At 62.7% G+C, this 15234-nt stretch carries 26 protein-coding genes and 2 tRNA genes; 13 read left to right on the top strand and 15 right to left on the bottom strand.

Features of this window, described 5'->3' with window-relative positions:
* The first annotated feature begins 68 nt into the window (after positions 1–68).
* Entirely contained in the window at positions 69–1244 is a 1176-nt protein-coding gene (locus tag A3AS_RS0140480; RefSeq protein ID WP_018323122.1) for an OpgC domain-containing protein, read from the top strand.
* A gap of 110 nt (positions 1245–1354) precedes the next feature.
* On the opposite strand, the gene A3AS_RS0140475 is transcribed toward A3AS_RS0140480, so the two are convergent.
* From A3AS_RS0140475 to A3AS_RS0140450, 5 genes are all read right to left on the bottom strand, one after another.
* Complete coding sequence (locus tag A3AS_RS0140475; protein ID WP_018323121.1) at positions 1355–1549, bottom strand: hypothetical protein; 195 nt, start codon at positions 1547–1549, stop codon at positions 1355–1357.
* A gap of 762 nt (positions 1550–2311) precedes the next feature.
* Positions 2312–2388: transfer RNA gene (locus A3AS_RS0140465), tRNA-Pro, on the bottom strand.
* Between the two features lie 91 nt (positions 2389–2479).
* A complete protein-coding gene (locus tag A3AS_RS0140460; protein WP_018323119.1) occupies positions 2480–2965 on the bottom strand; it encodes a DUF192 domain-containing protein in 486 nt (161 codons plus the stop codon).
* A gap of 169 nt (positions 2966–3134) precedes the next feature.
* A complete protein-coding gene (locus A3AS_RS0140455; RefSeq protein WP_026202878.1) occupies positions 3135–3797 on the bottom strand; it encodes a cold-shock protein in 663 nt (220 codons plus the stop codon).
* Positions 3798–3994: 197 nt separating this feature from the next.
* Positions 3995–4756: an NAD-dependent protein deacetylase gene (locus A3AS_RS0140450; protein ID WP_018323117.1), complete on the bottom strand. Its 762-nt coding sequence runs from the start codon at positions 4754–4756 to the stop codon at positions 3995–3997.
* Positions 4757–4993: 237 nt separating this feature from the next.
* Between A3AS_RS0140450 and A3AS_RS48740 the strand changes: the two genes are divergently transcribed.
* Positions 4994–5158: a hypothetical protein gene (locus A3AS_RS48740; protein WP_162832225.1), complete on the top strand. Its 165-nt coding sequence runs from the start codon at positions 4994–4996 to the stop codon at positions 5156–5158.
* Positions 5159–5227: 69 nt separating this feature from the next.
* Here A3AS_RS48740 and A3AS_RS0140440 read toward each other — a convergent pair whose 3' ends face one another.
* Positions 5228–5518, bottom strand: coding sequence for a hypothetical protein (locus A3AS_RS0140440; protein WP_018323115.1), 291 nt, complete (start codon positions 5516–5518; stop codon positions 5228–5230).
* Positions 5519–5799: 281 nt separating this feature from the next.
* Between A3AS_RS0140440 and A3AS_RS0140435 the strand changes: the two genes are divergently transcribed.
* Positions 5800–6030, top strand: coding sequence for a hypothetical protein (locus tag A3AS_RS0140435; RefSeq protein ID WP_026202877.1), 231 nt, complete (start codon positions 5800–5802; stop codon positions 6028–6030).
* Positions 6031–6116: 86 nt separating this feature from the next.
* A complete protein-coding gene (locus A3AS_RS49910) occupies positions 6117–6242 on the top strand; it encodes a hypothetical protein (RefSeq protein WP_018323113.1) in 126 nt (41 codons plus the stop codon).
* 8 nt (positions 6243–6250) lie between these two features.
* Here A3AS_RS49910 and A3AS_RS0140425 read toward each other — a convergent pair whose 3' ends face one another.
* From A3AS_RS0140425 to A3AS_RS49905, 4 genes are all read right to left on the bottom strand, one after another.
* On the bottom strand, positions 6251–6448 hold the full coding sequence (locus A3AS_RS0140425) for a hypothetical protein (protein ID WP_018323112.1): 198 nt from the start codon (positions 6446–6448) through the stop codon (positions 6251–6253).
* 325 nt (positions 6449–6773) lie between these two features.
* Complete coding sequence (locus A3AS_RS48735; RefSeq protein ID WP_198293765.1) at positions 6774–6920, bottom strand: hypothetical protein; 147 nt, start codon at positions 6918–6920, stop codon at positions 6774–6776.
* Between the two features lie 183 nt (positions 6921–7103).
* Positions 7104–7352: a hypothetical protein gene (locus A3AS_RS48045; protein ID WP_157644520.1), complete on the bottom strand. Its 249-nt coding sequence runs from the start codon at positions 7350–7352 to the stop codon at positions 7104–7106.
* A 139-nt stretch (positions 7353–7491) separates the two neighbouring features.
* Entirely contained in the window at positions 7492–7614 is a 123-nt protein-coding gene (locus A3AS_RS49905; RefSeq protein WP_018323110.1) for a hypothetical protein, read from the bottom strand.
* A 390-nt stretch (positions 7615–8004) separates the two neighbouring features.
* Between A3AS_RS49905 and A3AS_RS0140410 the strand changes: the two genes are divergently transcribed.
* Positions 8005–8247, top strand: coding sequence for a hypothetical protein (locus tag A3AS_RS0140410; RefSeq protein ID WP_157644519.1), 243 nt, complete (start codon positions 8005–8007; stop codon positions 8245–8247).
* Between the two features lie 41 nt (positions 8248–8288).
* Here A3AS_RS0140410 and A3AS_RS0140405 read toward each other — a convergent pair whose 3' ends face one another.
* Positions 8289–8585 carry an HU family DNA-binding protein gene (locus A3AS_RS0140405; protein ID WP_018323108.1) on the bottom strand — a complete coding sequence of 99 codons (297 nt, stop codon included), beginning with the start codon at positions 8583–8585 and terminating at the stop codon, positions 8289–8291.
* Positions 8586–8932: 347 nt separating this feature from the next.
* On the opposite strand from A3AS_RS0140405, the gene A3AS_RS0140400 reads away from it, so the two are divergent.
* The 3 genes from A3AS_RS0140400 (at position 8933) to A3AS_RS0140390 (ending at position 10291) form a co-directional block, all read left to right on the top strand.
* Complete coding sequence (locus A3AS_RS0140400; protein WP_018323107.1) at positions 8933–9424, top strand: hypothetical protein; 492 nt, start codon at positions 8933–8935, stop codon at positions 9422–9424.
* Between the two features lie 113 nt (positions 9425–9537).
* Positions 9538–9840 carry a hypothetical protein gene (locus tag A3AS_RS0140395; RefSeq protein WP_018323106.1) on the top strand — a complete coding sequence of 101 codons (303 nt, stop codon included), beginning with the start codon at positions 9538–9540 and terminating at the stop codon, positions 9838–9840.
* A 184-nt stretch (positions 9841–10024) separates the two neighbouring features.
* On the top strand, positions 10025–10291 hold the full coding sequence (locus tag A3AS_RS0140390; protein WP_026202876.1) for a hypothetical protein: 267 nt from the start codon (positions 10025–10027) through the stop codon (positions 10289–10291).
* 170 nt (positions 10292–10461) lie between these two features.
* Here the strand turns inward: A3AS_RS0140390 and A3AS_RS48040 are convergent, their stop codons facing one another.
* Positions 10462–10626: a hypothetical protein gene (locus A3AS_RS48040; RefSeq protein WP_018323104.1), complete on the bottom strand. Its 165-nt coding sequence runs from the start codon at positions 10624–10626 to the stop codon at positions 10462–10464.
* Positions 10627–10903: 277 nt separating this feature from the next.
* Between A3AS_RS48040 and A3AS_RS0140380 the strand changes: the two genes are divergently transcribed.
* Both A3AS_RS0140380 and A3AS_RS0140370 read left to right on the top strand, forming a co-directional pair.
* Entirely contained in the window at positions 10904–11356 is a 453-nt protein-coding gene (locus tag A3AS_RS0140380; RefSeq protein WP_018323103.1) for a VOC family protein, read from the top strand.
* Positions 11357–11657: 301 nt separating this feature from the next.
* Positions 11658–12296, top strand: coding sequence for a glutathione S-transferase family protein (locus A3AS_RS0140370; RefSeq protein WP_018323101.1), 639 nt, complete (start codon positions 11658–11660; stop codon positions 12294–12296).
* A gap of 243 nt (positions 12297–12539) precedes the next feature.
* Here A3AS_RS0140370 and A3AS_RS46945 read toward each other — a convergent pair whose 3' ends face one another.
* Genes A3AS_RS46945 through A3AS_RS0140355 form a run of 3 tightly spaced genes read right to left on the bottom strand, consistent with a single transcriptional unit; the run spans position 12540 to position 13254 of the window.
* Positions 12540–12692 carry a hypothetical protein gene (locus tag A3AS_RS46945; RefSeq protein ID WP_085964289.1) on the bottom strand — a complete coding sequence of 51 codons (153 nt, stop codon included), beginning with the start codon at positions 12690–12692 and terminating at the stop codon, positions 12540–12542.
* Positions 12693–12697: 5 nt separating this feature from the next.
* Positions 12698–12943, bottom strand: coding sequence for a hypothetical protein (locus A3AS_RS0140360; protein WP_018323100.1), 246 nt, complete (start codon positions 12941–12943; stop codon positions 12698–12700).
* A 56-nt stretch (positions 12944–12999) separates the two neighbouring features.
* On the bottom strand, positions 13000–13254 hold the full coding sequence (locus A3AS_RS0140355; RefSeq protein ID WP_018323099.1) for a PilZ domain-containing protein: 255 nt from the start codon (positions 13252–13254) through the stop codon (positions 13000–13002).
* A 227-nt stretch (positions 13255–13481) separates the two neighbouring features.
* Between A3AS_RS0140355 and A3AS_RS0140350 the strand changes: the two genes are divergently transcribed.
* From A3AS_RS0140350 to A3AS_RS0140340, 3 genes are all read left to right on the top strand, one after another.
* Positions 13482–13556 (top strand) — tRNA-Glu (locus A3AS_RS0140350).
* Between the two features lie 245 nt (positions 13557–13801).
* The gene (locus A3AS_RS0140345; protein ID WP_245283403.1) at positions 13802–14374 is read left to right on the top strand and encodes a hypothetical protein; all 573 of its coding nucleotides are present in this window, start codon (positions 13802–13804) and stop codon (positions 14372–14374) included.
* Between the two features lie 215 nt (positions 14375–14589).
* Positions 14590–15216, top strand: coding sequence for a pilus assembly protein PilZ (locus A3AS_RS0140340; protein ID WP_026202874.1), 627 nt, complete (start codon positions 14590–14592; stop codon positions 15214–15216).
* Positions 15217–15234: the final 18 nt, after the last annotated feature.

Raw genomic sequence — 15234 nt, 5'->3', positions numbered from 1 at the left:
GGGGGCCCGCCCGGCGGCACTGCTTCGACGACATCAGCGTAACCGCCCCTCCCGAAAGCTCCCGTCGCATGGCCTTCCTGAACATCAACGCCACGCTCCCTGAAAAAGGCCGCGACCTCAGGCTCGACCTGTTTCGCGGGGTCGCGAACTGGGCGATCTTCCTCGACCACATCCCCGACAATGTCGTGAACTGGGTCACGACGCGCAATTACGGCTTTTCCGACGCCGCCGACTTGTTCGTGTTCATCTCCGGCTATACCGCCTCGTTCGTCTATGCGCGGATGATGCTGGAGCGCGGCTTCCTGGTCGGCGCCACCCGGCTGACCAAGCGGGTCTGGCAGCTCTACGTCGCCCACATCATCCTGTTCGTGATCTATATCGCCTCGATCAGCTATCTGGCGCTGCGCTTCGGCGATAGCGAGATGATCAACGAGTTCAACGTCGCCGGCCTGGTCGACAACGCCACCGAGACGCTACGCCAGGGCCTGTTCCTGCGCTTCAAGCCGCTCAATCTCGACGTGCTGCCGCTCTACATCGTGCTGATGGGCCTGTTCCCGCCGGTGCTGTGGTTCATGCTGCGCAAGCCCGATTTGACGATGGTGCTGGCGATCGTGCTGTGGCTGGCGGCGCGTCACTTCGGCTGGAATCTGAACGCCTATCCGGCCGGCCAGTGGTACTTCAACCCGTATTGCTGGCAGGTGCTGTTCGTGTTCGGCGCCTGGTGCGCGATGGGCGGCGCGCGGCGCTCGATGACGCTGATCAACGCGCCGATCACGCTCTATCTCTGTCTCGGCTATCTCTTGTTCGCGCTGGTCATGACCATGGCCGGCCGCTTCCCCACATTCGGCGGCATGTTCCCGGAGTGGCTGTTCTCGGCCTTCAACCCGAACGACAAGACCAACCTTGCGCCCTACCGCTTCATCCACTTCGTCGTGATCGTGATCCTGGTGATCCGCTTCGTGCCGAAGGAATGGCCGGGGCTGGAATGGAAGGTGTTCGATCCCCTGATCGTCTGCGGCCAGCAGTCGCTCGCCGTGTTCTGCGTCGGCGTGTTCCTGTCCTTCGTCGGCCATTTCGAGCTGTCGATGAGCTCGGGCTCGCTGCTCGCACAGATCTTCGTCAGCGTTGCCGGCATCGCGATCATGACGACGGTGGCCTATTACATCTCGTGGTCGAAGAAGCAGGACAAGCCGCTGAAGCCACCGCCGCCCAAGCCGGCGGCAGCCCCGGCGAAAGCGGCCTGATCCGGGAACGCCTGGCGGTTGAAGCGCGACCTTCAACCGCCATGGCCGAGATCGACGGCCTCAGCAATGGCCCAAGGCGCGATGATGGTTCATTCCGAGCTCGTCGCGCGTCAGGCGGCTTCTTCGCCGTCGAATTCGGTGAATTTCTTGTAGATCCAGTCGCGGCCGTCATGGCGGCGCCAGACCTTGCCGACCACGAGCTGCCCATTGATCGAGCGACGGGGCACGATCACGGTCCAGAGGTGCCAGATCTCGCTCCAGCTCGATTGCGGACCGGCGGTTTTGAAGTTGCGATCGAAAGACATGACGCAGAACTCACAGGATATGCGCGCTGCGACGAACCGTGACCTTGTGTGAGCACGACTTGCAGGCAGCCCGTCGCGAGCCGGAATCGATCTGATAACGATCGCCGAAGCGGCCGCAACAACCGCTCATCCTTAACCTAACCAGTCAACCTTACTTCGCGCGGCCTAGGGCCGGGATCGGTTGAAAGCCGGCGCCGATTTATCTACAATACGCGCGCGATTTGAGAATGACCGCGCCATCTTGGGCGCGTGGCGATTTGATTGAGCTGACGTCCAATTTTGTGAATTGAAATTTCGAGAATCTCGTCAGGGCGACCACAATGAATTTGCAGTGTGAACGTCTGCGCCTGGCGCTGCGATCGACGCCTCCTATGCCAATCGCAAGGATGCCGGGGCATGAGCTGCCGAAAGCCGCCAACGACAACCACGGGATTTGGCCCCTGCTGCCGTTTCCGCTCGGCTGGTACGCCTCGAGCTGATGGGTCGGATCCGAAAAGGCGACACCTGAAAAGCGCAACGCCGCGCAAGCGGAATATCATCGCTTGGCGGCGTCCGTTTAGACATTGGGCGCTGAAATCCCCAACACACTTATGTCTATGGCGACAGCCAAAGGTTCGATCCGGCGTCGGCAATTCTGTCCCGATCCGCGAGGGCGCAGTGGCCTGAAACATCGCGCGGAAATCGCGGGGACGCCATAAGCCCTGCCTGTCAGATCACGTCGAAGGTCGCAGGGAAAAAGCCTAGGAGATTCACCCCCAGAACTGGTCGGGGCAGCTGGATTCGAACCAACGACCTGCAGTACCCAAAACTGCCGCGCTACCAGGCTGCGCTATACCCCGAATGTCCGGCGAGCCCCGTCGATACACGCTTCCCAAGGCGCCAGCAAGGCTTCCAAGGCGCCGTCAAGCCCCGAGGCGCCCGCCTGCCCGCCTATTTGCTGCCGAACAGCGGATGGCCGACGCGGTCGCCGGGACGGATGCCGTATTTCTGCGCCGTTCCCGCCACCACCTCCAGCACGGCCCTGGCGGGCCCCCGGGACGAGATGATCTTGGTCGACATCGGTTCGGTATTCTCGGCGATGCGCAGGATGCGGCCGTCGGCGCGGATGAAGATCATGTCGAGCGAGACATAGGTGTTCTTCATCCACATCGACACCTCCTGCTCGGGATTGAAGTCGAACAGCATGCCTTTGCCGTCCGCCAGCTCCTTGCGGTACATCAGGCCGGTCTGCTTCTCCTCCTCGGTCGTGGCTACTTCCACCGAGAACACCTGCACGCCGTTCTTGGTGACGATCTCGAGCGGCTGGAAGCTGGCGGCGCCGGCGGGCGCGCCGGCAACGACACAGCCGGCGATAACAAGGACGGCGGCGAGCCAGCCCTTCAGAGCGGACCAGACAGCCTTACGATCAGGATTCATGGGGGCACTCGAGGCGTGGGACTGGACCAGTCCTTACGCGGCGGCCGCCGGAAAAGCCAGAGGCGCACCGGTCTGCCGACGCGGCCCTGCTCACGATTGCGGGAAGTGGAAGCTTGGGCGATTTGAAGCTTGCAGGGACTTGGAGGCTAGAGCGCGAGTCTCCCCGCGCTTAGTGCGACTGCAATCCCGGCGATCCGGTCTCGGGATGGATCTCGGCCGCCATCATACCCTTCGAGCCGGGCCCGAAGCGGACCAGGACATACTGGCCGGGCCTGAGCTCGGTCATGCCGAAGCGTCGCAAGGTCTCCATGTGCACGAAGATGTCTGGCGTGCCCTCGCCGCAGGTCAGGAAGCCGAAGCCGCGCAGCCGATTGAACCATTTGACCTGGGCCCGTTCCAGCCCGCTGGTCGCGGTGACGGTGACATGGGTACGCGGCGGCAGCATCTGCGCCGGATGGATCGCGGTCGACTCGTCCATCGAGACCACGCGGAACGCCTGGTAACCCTTGGCGCGCTGGATGCACTCGACGACGATGCGGGCGCCCTCATAGGCGGTCTGGAAGCCGTCGCGCCTGAGCACGGTGACGTGCAGCAGCACGTCCGGCCAACCATTGTCGGGAACGATGAAGCCATAGCCCTTGGAGGCGTCGAACCATTTGATGACACCGTGGACTTCGACGAGATTGGCGCTGGTCTCGCCGAGCCCGCTGAACGGACTGAGCCCGCTCTCGCGACCGGCGCTGCCGTGCTCGCCCGGCGTAATCCGCCCGGGCGATGCCCCCTGCCCGGGAACCCCGAGCTTCTTGGACTCAAATCCGTCCGACGACCCCATAACCCCGGACCCCACACTGTCATGCGACCCGCCTCAGCAGCGGCATCGAATCACGCGTCTTTCGAGAACCTTCTCAACTGGACGCGACGCGAATCTTTCGACTCAAAAGATAACACTCCCGGTTGCGAGGCATAGACAAAAAAGAGATTCGCCGGAACCTATGAACAGCTTGCACAGCCGCGAATCAAATTGATGCCTCAATTGGCGACAAAGGGCCCGAGCGCTTCGCCGATGTCATGATGGATGACGAGATCGGCAATGTCGTCCTGTTCGGTCGCCTCGCGATTGATGATCACCAGGCGTGCACCGGCGTTCTTTGCCATCATCGGAAAGCCCGCCGCGGGCCAGACCACGAGTGAGGAACCGATCGCGATGAAGAGGTCGCAGGCCTGCGACAATGCGGTCGCGCGCTGCATTTCATCATCGGGCATCATCTGGCCGAATGAGATCGTGGCGGTTTTCACCGGCTCGTCGCACGCGGTGCAATTAGGCGCGAGGCCGTCGTCGTCGAAGCGACGCCTCACCCAATCGAGCGGATAGGCCTGCCCGCATCCAATGCAGCGCGCATAAGTTGTATTTCCGTGAAGTTCAACTACGTCCTCGCCGGCGAAGCCGGAGGCCTGGTGCAGATTGTCGATGTTCTGGGTGATGACGGCGGGAACCTTGCCGGCACGGTAGAGCGAGGCGAGCGCCCGATGGCCGCGGCCGGGTTTCGCCGCCGCGAAGACCTCCTCCATCGCAAAACGGCGGCGCCAGGATTCGTCCCGCGCTGACTGGCTCGCGACGAATTCGTCGAACGGGATTGGACGGTTGCGTGTCCAAATTCCGCCCGGCGAGCGGAAGTCGGGAATGCCGCATTCGGTCGAGATGCCGGCGCCGGTGAACGGCACGATGATCCTCGCCTCGGCAATCATGTCGCCGAGCCGTTCAACGCCGCTTTGAAGATCCGATGCAATCAATCGCGGCCTCCCGATTCGTCTTGCCTGACAGCGTCATGCGCAAGCGGCAAGACTGTTGACGCTCTTATCAAGCGCCAACGCGAAGCGCTCGGCAATTTTTTCCGACCTTCGCATATCACAATCCTGCAATGCCTCCTCCCCATTGACGCCCCATTCAGGAGCCCCAATGGATGTGTCAATGCGACTCAAGATGATGCGGCGGCAGTGCTTGAGTTAAGTAAACCCGAGGGGATGGTCATGACCGAAGACGAAGAACGCAAAGCTCGTGAGCGCGATGAAATCGCAGCCCGTGTCGCCGCCTTCCGTGCCACGCAGGAAAAATTCAAGCGCGAGCGCGAAGAGTATTTCGTGTCGACCCTGGAGAACGCCCGCAAGGTCGAACGGCCCTCGCTCTGGCCGTAATACACGTCCCCGATCAATGCGCATGAAAAAAGCCCGGAGCATCGCTCCGGGCTTTTCGCTTGAGAGTGGCTACCAATGGCGCCAATGGTGATGGTGCCGGTAGTACGGTCCACCGCCATAATAGGCGTAGGAGCCCGGCCCGTAATAATAGTCGGGGCCGCCATAATAGCCGTAGCGCGGGCCGTAATAGCCGTACGGATGGGACGCCGCGACCGCACCCGCGGTGATCGCGCCGGCGGCGAGGCCGAATGCGAGGCCCGGGCCAATGCCGCGCCCGCGCGCCTCGGCAGGCGCAGGGGCCGCAACCGCGGTCACGCCAACGGCTGCGACGGTGGCCAGAACTGCCAGTGTTTTCTTCATGCTGTCCTCCTTCGCGTCTCGCCGAGATAACCATGAGCGCCTGCGATGGTTGCGCGCAGCGCGCGGAACCGGGCGGGGCAAAAAAAGCCGATGCGGGCGGAACGAAATCGCCGGCCAGGGATTGCCTCCTTAAGTGCAGGAGCCTCCGCCATCCGGGTTGAGGCAACAGCACGAAGCCCCGTCAGCATCTCCGCGATGCTGGCGGGGTTTTCAGTTTCACGGGAGCAGATGGCAGCAGACGAGGATTGCTGCCAGCGGGGCGAACGACCGAGGAGGAGAGTTTGCCGCTATCTGCTTTGCTGGCCCGTATTCGGAAGCTGGTTCCCAGATCCGAAGATCAGCACTACGACGAGATCGTTCGCAGCTTCGGTGTCGGCACCCTGCATTCGCCGCCGACGCCGATGAGCGACGGCGAGCTGGCGCGGGCGATCGCCGAGTTCCTGAAAGAGCAGCCGTCGAGCGAATCCGTCGCGACCCTCGGCCGACGGCTCGACCCCTCCTCTCCGCTTTGAAGTTCTTTCGAGTTCCTTCCGGGAGCACGGAACCAGAATTGCGCGCGGACGTTGAATCCCTCTTCGGAGAGCGGAAGAGGCCCGACATGCCCGCGTGGCTCGAAGTTTTGCTCAATCTGTCCGGCTATGCCGGTTTCGTGGCGCTCGCGTCGCGCGGCACCGCGGGCCCGCGGGTGCCGGCCGACGATCGCATCCACAGCGACGATCGCTAGCGCCGCCTTTAATTGGCGTGCGCCGCTTGGCCCGCCGTGCGCACCAGCCGGTCGGCCTTGACCGCGACGCGCGTGTCCTCGAGCTGCGGCCGCAGCGAGAAGCTGATCACCACGAAAGCGAGACAGAACAGCGCGCCGACGATGGCGACGCGCCGGTAGGTCTGTCGGTCGCCTTGGTAAAAGGACGGCTCTGAAAAAGGTGTCATGATAAAAATGCTTCTTGGCAAAGGTCGTTTCTTGCTTGTCCTTGCCAGACACCTACCGCAACGAGCGCCAATCGCAACGCGATTAGGCTTTTAACCTAACCGAATAGGGTTATCGGCTTCCGCGCAAATGATCGTTAGGGTTGCGGAGCGCCTGGGATTTCCAGCTAGCCGCTTGCCATATCGCAGGAAGCCGAAGCGACCGCAGCCTGGCGACCGGCTTTGTTCCAGCTTCGACACCATTTCGTTCTCGAAGAACGAATCGGAATCGAAGAAATCGGCGCGGAGCAACTCTTAACAAAGCGTGCGCGCGGGCACGACGAACGGCTCACGTCGCATCGGGAGACGAGGCCTCGGGAGGCTTCGGTCCCGGCGGCGGCACTTGCGGCACTGACGGTTTGCCTTTGCGCAAGCGCGGGTGCCGATCGTACCAGAACACTTTCGCGATCTCGACGAGAAACCAGCACGCATTCATCTCGCTCTCCCTCGCCTCACTCCTTACGGAGAAGGCGTGGACGCGACTGTGCGAAGCATCACGCTGTCTCGTTTTGATGCGTGTGGCCGCATCGCGTGCGGCAGGCGCGACATGTTCTGCATCCGACTCCATTTCGTTCTCAAAGAACGAATCGGAGTCGGAAAAATCAGTGCGAAGCGATTCCTAACGATCGATGAAAGCGCGCGACGCAACCTCTTCAGCGACGTAGCTCGGCACAATCTTCGGCGGCAGGAATTTCGACACGACCGCAAACACGATGACGATCTCGCGGCAAGGTTCGCATCGAAAGCTGTTGGCGGAAGTCGCCATCATCGGCTTGGCGCATCGCGGGCAAGTCATGCAGGCCGAACGCTGACGGCACATGTTCGTTCCTGAATCATCAGCGGCGAATGCCCGCAGCAGCGACCACACCCCGCCAAGACGGACTTCAAGTTGGTCGCCTCGTCGCCCCTACGAAGCCGCCCGACCAAGCGCGAGCCGTCAGACCAGACGGCGCCTGCCGGATCCCTGGCGTTGTCGGCGTCCGCCGGAGCAGATCAAGCCGCCCGCTTCACTTTTTCCTTTCCGAGAAGCATTCCAGGATCTGGATCCGGAGCTCTTCCGCGGCCGGGCCCTCGAGCTTCCTGAGCTCGTTCCAGAGCCTGATCACTTCGCGCTGTTTTTCGACGGTCATGAGTCACCTCCCAAGCGGACCTTAAGGCGGCTCACTAGAACAAAATGAGAACAAAAAGTCCAGTCCCTCGCGTGCGATTTCCCGCCATATCGCGTTGAACCTTTTCAACGCCGCCTGGACCCATTGAAGCTGGGGATTTCAGCGCCCAGTCATATGGCAGCGCTGCGGTGAACGAACATATTCCGTCATCGCGGCGCTGTTGCTTTTTGGACTTTCAACTTTAAGTTAGAAATACGGCTGGCGGCCAGGCGCTGAAATCCCAACGCCGTCAGCCAGAAGAGCCCCGTGCGAAAGCGCGGGGTTTTTCTTTGAAGGCAACGGCTGCCTGCCAGGTGCAGCGGGGTCGTAGCCACGGGAACGAATCTTCCAGCGTTCGCATTGACCGGCCGAATGAGGCGGCATCCCGCGTTACCGCGTCCGACTCCGGAGCCGGTGCTCTTCATCATCGAGGCGCCGATGATCTGCGAGTTCTGTGAGACCGAGATCCCGATCGGCCTTTCGGTCTGCCCGGCTTGCGGGAAACCGCAGAGCGCGCCGGGACAAACCGACCGGCGCGCTCTGTGGTTCGTCCTGATTGTCGTGGTGATGTTCGGCATCGCCGTCGCCGAGCACCACCTTGTCTTCAGCCATTGATCGTTGCGGCATCGCTCCGCCGCAACGACATCGCCGGCACCTTAGACGGCGTCCTTGGCAACCTTCAGCGGCGAGGCCTTGACCGACTTGCTCGCCGGCTTGGCCGCGAACTGCATCGGCTCCTTGGTGAAGGGATTGACGCCCATGCGGGCTTCGGTGGCCGGCTTGTTCACGACCGACATCTTCACGAAACCGGGAATGACGAACTCACCGGACTCGTTGAGCTCCTTGTAACCGACCGTCGCCATGTACTCGATCACCGACTTCACGTCGTTCTTCGAAAGCTGCGTGCCCTCGGCAATTGCATCAATCAATTGAGTCTTCGTCATCTTCGCCATGTCTGAATTCCTTTTGTGCGCGCGAGCAACTCTGCTGGGGACGCGGCCTGAAGCGCGGGGGCGCGCTGATTTCATGCCAGAGGTCATGAAGTGACGGGGCTTAGAACCCATCGAGGCCGAAAACGCAAGCAGGGCTTCTGCGGGGTTCCCTACTTCCTGTGAAGATGCCGCAGGACCTTCCGATTTCCGTTTGAACCATTTTGCGGCCGGCGCGTCATATCATTGAAGTCCCTAAGCTTCACCCCACCAGAGAGCCCCGCTTCCCCCAGGCGGGGTTTTCGCTTTTGGGGGCATGGTAGAACGGCCCGGCTGCCTATAATGGTCTGTAGGTTGCTCGTGGGGTGCTCATGAAGGTCGCTATCGTCATCGCAAGTTTGATCGTTGTCGCCGTCGCAGCCCTCGTCGCGATCCAGCCGAGCTTCCTGAAGCCTGCGTCCCTCGCTCTCGTGAAGAAGTCCGACATCTTCGGCTTCTCGCCCGGGATGACATTCGACGAGACCAGCAAGCTCGTCAGTCAACGCCGCTATCTCTGCCGCCGGAGCCGCGACTCCTACACCTTCGAATGCGACATCAACGGCGCCAAGGTCACGGTCGACAGCGAGGAGGTCGACGCCAGGCACCCGATCTGGCGCGTCAAGGCGGAGTTGAACAATCCGGGGGCGCAGGACGCTGCCGTCAAATCGATCTCCGATCAGTTCAACGCGCAACCCATCAAGGAGCGAGAGGGTTGGACATGGATCGTCGGCCGCGGGCTCAAGCTGAGTTATGACGGCCTCGCCTTGAACCTCGTGGACGAGGCCGCGGAGGCCCGGCTTCGCAAGGAGGAAGCAAAGCGCTAGAGCGTGAAGTCACCTCGTCGTGAAACTTGTGGCTCGGCACGCCTTGTTGACACTTCAGTAACCCAACGCCGCCAAGCTCCATTCAGTCTCGTTGCGTTTGGAGTATCCCCACAGTGCTGGATTTTGACGAGCTGCGTGAACTCGCGGCTGATGTTCGTGTTTTTGTCGACGTCGCCGAGGATAAGGCCGAGGCACTCAGGGCCGTCATCGCGGCCTATGACGTGGTGCTGGCGATCTTCCCCACTGACGAGGGCATGGGCCTCCACGTCATCAAGGGGAGCCAGATCTTGGACAAGATTGCAAAATCGCGCAGCCATGCGATCTACAGCCACACGGCGATCGCGGTCCCCGACCTGCAACACGCACAAGCGCTCAAGCTGCTGACGGCCCCGGTCGAACAACGGATTGCAGCCTAGTTGCAGCCGGAGACGACGTCGGCGTCGCCCCAGGCAGCTCGCCCCCGCGCAAGAACGCACGCCTGCTGACATATATCGCGGGCGGCGACTTCCGGCGTTGGAGAATTCTTTCCTCCTGAACGTCAAGCCGAGGAACATGGCTTCCGCGTTCCCGTTGGCCCATGCAACCAACGAGGAGCTTGCGATGAAGAAGTTCATGATCGCGACCGCCGCACTCGGTCTCATGTGCGGCTCCGCCTTTGCCCAGACCGGCCCCGCCCCGCAGTCCGACAACATGCAGAAGCCCGGCATGAAAAACCCGAACAAGGGCTCGATGACCAAGGGCACGACCGGGATGAGCAAGGACGGCATGAGCAAGGGCGGAATGGTGAAGCCCGACGCCTCCGGCCAGGGCGGCTCGGGCCCGGGTAGCGACCAGGGCGGCACGAAGACCCGCAGCAACATGAAGTAAGCCGGCGTTCTGCACGGCCGACTGCGTCGCTCCCCACGGAACGGCGCGGCCATCTCGTACCGATTGCTTCAGCGGCCGTTGCGGTCGAGTCCGGTCGAGGCAGGGCAATCGCATCCGAAGATCAACGTGGCGAGAAGCTCGCCTGCGGTGATCTCTCACGATTGCCCTCGTCAGTGCCCGAGCAACAAGACCGCAGTGCCGATCACGATACAGCCAAAGCCGAAGATCGCCGTCACGATCTCGACGACGTTTTTCAGACCGAAGAATCTGACGACGGCGCTCCATGCGGCAGACAGGAGGATATCCACAATCGCGCTGAGCACGGCTTGGAGCACATGGATGGGTCGCGCCGGCGGAGTTGGGGTTCAACCGCAACCGTCGCAGAGCAGTCCAGAAGTACCTTGGCCGCGATAGGGCTGCTCAGGTCATTTGCCATCGCTAGCCCGCCTACTCCGCGGCTCCAGTCCATGCTCGGCTGGCTCGGTTCACCAACCTTTTCCATTTCGCACACATTTGCCCCGCCCCCTGCCCCTCCTCCCACTTTCCTGCTATCTCCTACTCCCGCCGCCCCGGCCCAAAGCAAAATCCTCCGAACGTTAGGGAGCAACAACCATGCGATACCTCCACACCATGCTGCGCGTGCGCAATCTCGATGTCGCGCTGAAATTCTATGTTGATGCTTTCGGGTTGAAGGAGGTGCGGCGGATCGAGAACGACAAGGGGCGGTTCACGCTGGTATTCCTGTGCTCGGCGGACGATCTCGAGGCGCTGAAGAAGCAGCCGCAGACGCGTGGCGCGCCCCTGGTTGAGCTCACCTGGAATTGGGACGAGGAGAAGTATGGCGAGGATCGCTTCTTCGGCCATCTCGCCTATGAGGTCGACGACATCTACGCCACCTGCGCGCAGCTGATGAAGGCCGGCGTCACCATCAACCGTCCGCCGCGCGACGGCAACATGGCCTTCGTCCGCTCGCCCGATCTGCACTCGATCGAGCTGCTGCAGAAGGGCGAGCCGAAGCCGCCGCAGGAGCCCTGGGCATCGATGCCCAATACCGGCCATTGGTAAGGCCCCGGCAGGAACAAGCTTTCGCGCCCGACGTTCTCTCTTCAACGAAGCCGATTGGAGGAGGATGTGATGGCGAGAGGGCTGTTGCTGTGGATGCTTGGCGTGCCGATCCCGGTGATCATTCTGTTGTGGCTGTTCTTCGGCCGCTGACGACGGGTTCAAGTTTGCGAGTTGTTTTGCAACGAAAGCTTCGCCTCGGGCGGAGCTTTTTGCATGAGAGGCGCGCCGCAATCGCGCATCGCTCCGAACGGCGAATTCCGCTATCACCCGCGGCAAGCGACAACGCCGCGGGAGACGCCTCATGCCTGACACCAAGCTGACGATCTGGGGCCGCGCCAATTCGGTCAACGTGCAGAAGGTGCTGTGGTGCCTCACTGAGCTCGCTTTGCCCTATGAGCGTATCGACGCCGGCATGAGTTACGGCCGGACCCGCGAGGCCGACTATCTCGCGATGAACCCCAATGCGCGGATCCCCACACTGGTCGAGGGCGACTTCGTGCTGTGGGAGTCCAACTCGATCATGCGCTATCTCTGCCTCGCGCATGGAAGCGGCACGCCGATCTACCCGGAGGCGCCGAAGAGCCGCGCATCGGTCGACCGCTGGCTCGACTGGACGCTGTCGACGGTGCAGCCGGTCGACCGTCCGGTGTTCTGGGGCATCGTGCGCACGGCACCCGCCGAGCGCGACATGATCCAGGTGCAACGCGATGCCGATGCCGCCGCCGAGGTCTGGGCGATCGCCGACCGCCTGCTCTCCTCGCGCCGCTTCATCGAGGGCGATGCGTTCACGCTCGCGGACATCGCGCTCGGCTCCTATGCGCGGCGCTGGCTCGGCGTCGAGGGCATCACCCGGCCGGCGCAGCCGCATCTGACGCGCTGGCTCGCCGAGCTCGGCAAACGGCCCGGTTTTGCACAGCATGTCGCACCGCCGATGTCGTGAGCCGGCAGCGCGGCGCAAGCTGCGGCGAGAGCGCGATGAATCCGCGTTTCGGCGCAATCCAGCGGCGTCAACTGAGCACTTGACGCTACTGTGCATGGGGTTGTTTTCGCGTTTTTTAGTTTTGGCTCTAAAACGCGATGCGATCAGGATGGAGCGTCATCGCGCTTTAGGTTGTTGTTTAAGCATGATCTTTTCGGAAAACCGCTGCGCACTTTTCCGGATCATGCTTTACCGCCAGCCGCGCTAGACCATCAGCACGCAAACGATCAGCACCAGGGTCACCGCCGCGGTCGCCAGCCGTGCCGTCCAGCTCAGGCCGCGGCCGACCCACCAGAGCAGCGCGCAGTACATCAGCACGGGAACGATGAGGTCGAGGCGCAGCAGGTCCACCGGCATGGGCTCTAGCGCCTCACGGTGGTGTCGATGCTGATCGAGCCGCCGATCTTCACGCAGGTCCCGGTGCCCTCGACCATGACGAAGCGCGGGCCGTAAGTGGCGCAGGAGCCCGCCCGTGCCTTCCCGGCCGCGCCTTTCAGCGGCAGGGCCTTGCCGGCTTGCGGCCGCTCCGCAGGCGGCAGACGCAAGGCCTCCGCCGCGGCGGCGGATGTGGCCAGCAACGAGATCAGGATGAGAAGCGGCGTGCGCATGACGGCGTTCTAGCGCGGAGCGGTGCCGGGCGCCATCGGGGCGGCCGCGGCCGCGATCAGATGAACTTGATGCCGGCTGATTTGCCGCGGCGCCAGACCACCTGGCAGCTCCGCCCGGTGCGGGCGTCGCGTGCGAAGGCGAGCCGGATCACGCCCGGGAGCTGGCTCGCGTCCTCGTCCAGCGTGATCTTGGCGCCGGAATCCGAGATGTCCTGGACCAGGCAATGCCGCGCGGCGAAGCCACCGTCGAGCGTGATCCAGGCATGCTGCGACAGCAGCTTGCGGGCTGCGCGCTTTTTCGGCGGTGGCATTGGCGAAAGATCTCCTATTCCAGCGCTACTCAGGGAACCCTAAGAAACCGTTGAAATCGCCTCCGGATCACCCCGGGGGCCGGCGCTGTCCACCGGGGCCAAAAGACCGGTCCCGGACGGCTTGCCGGAAGCCGGAAAGGCCACTATACGTTCGCCCGCTGCAAGCCGCCGGGCCCGACTCGGCCGGCCAGCGGCCGTGCCGGGAACAACGGCAGGGCCCTGCGTTTGCTCCCTTCGTCTATCGGTTAGGACGCCACCCTTTCACGGTGGAGAGAGCGGTTCGATTCCGCTAGGGAGCGCCAGTGCGCGCGACGGCGATAGATGGCGCCGCAATGGGCCGCCAATGACAGCCCGGCTGCAATTTCCCCCGCTCCCGCATGAACCTCCCCGCTGCTCGCCACCGACCAACGTCAGTTGGAACCGGTCCAGGCCCATGGCGCAGTGTAACCCCGAGATAGAACGTTCGTCCGCCGCGTCCGCAGTGACGCCGCGCCTTCCGCCGTGGCTAAGCCATCCTCGCCAGCATCCATCGGACCGGCGCGCCAAAATGCTGGAGCACATGGCGCGCGACGGATCGCTGCCGCAGCGTCACGCAGATTCTGCGCCGGCGGCGCTCGTGCCGTCAGGCAGCAGCGCCAAGAACGCAATCAGCGATATTCTCGGCGACGTCATCGGCCACGTAATCCTGTTCGGTATCCTCGCCCTGCTCTTCCAGTCGCGCATTCCGCTCTATCTCGGTGCGTTCGTCGTCCTGACAGACGGCGAGCGCATCGAAGGCGCGCTGGCAACGATCGGTATCCGCCTCGAAGCCGAAACGATCGGCCCCGACATCGTCAAGCGCTCCGCATTCTGGTTCGGCTGGTTCGCGTTGCTCGCCGCCTTAAAGGGCTCCGTCCCGGCCTGGCTCGCGCCATGGATGCCTCCGACCGAGTCATGGTCTTTCATCGCCGGCATCGCCCTCCTGCTCGCCATTGTCGAAGCCTTCACGGCGCTGGCGATGCGGCGCGCGTTGCCGCCGTTGGGATTGGAGATCAGACCGAACGGACTGGTCTGGACGACGATCCAGTTCGCGATGGCCATGGGCTCGCTGGCTTTGCTGGTGATGTTCGGATCTCTCTAGCCGCCGCGGCGCGTCGTTGCTTGACTGCGCCATCAATGACGATGTTGTGAGACGGCCTGCAGCATAACGGGTCCTTATGCCGCGCTTTCAGCCGGGCGAGCGAGGCGCACATTTACCGGAAATTTACCCCTGCTCCTGTGCGCCAGTATCATTTGCTTAGAATTTGACCGCTACCGTGGAATTACGGAAGCAATCCCGAACATCATTGGCACCTCATGTCCGTCGCAGAGTTCCTCAGGCAGCGTGCAGTGGACGTCACGGTCAGCGGCAGCTACTCGCTGCCCCGCTGGTATGATTGCGAGGGCAAGCTGCGCAGCTTCGCCTGCCGCACCAAGCGCGTCTCGCCCTTCCGCATGATCGTGGACGTGCCCGTTGTCGGCAAGGTCGGCGAGCGCCTCACCTCCTACTTCCAGGATTTCGGCGAATTCCAGTGCACGATCAGCGCGACGCTGAAATCGGGCTTCCTGATGGAGCTCGATATGACGCGGGCGCGGCGCGCCTGGATGTCGGAAAAGCTGACCTGGCTCGAGAAGAAGCAGAAGGATGCCAGCGTCCAGGAGTTGCGGAACGACGCGCGTTTCGTACCGCAAGTCTCGCACACGTTCCTGACGCTCGCCAACGGCAGCAGCCATCCCTGCTTCATCATCGACGTCTCCACGGCTGGCGTCGCGATCTCCTGCGAATACGATCCGCCGGTCGGAACCCCGCTAGCGGTCGGCGCCTGCGTCGGGCGCGTGATCCGCAAGTTCGAGCACGGTTTTGCGGTCAAATTCGCCGAAAAACAGTCACGCGATGACCTCGTCCGCCTGATCGTCCGCACGCCCTTGCTGCAGTCGGCCTGAAGCCGGCCCGATCAATCT

Source organism: Bradyrhizobium sp. WSM2793, assembly GCF_000379585.1.
In the GTDB taxonomy this organism is placed as follows: domain Bacteria; phylum Pseudomonadota; class Alphaproteobacteria; order Rhizobiales; family Xanthobacteraceae; genus Bradyrhizobium.
This window is presented reverse-complemented; position numbering and strand designations above follow the sequence as displayed.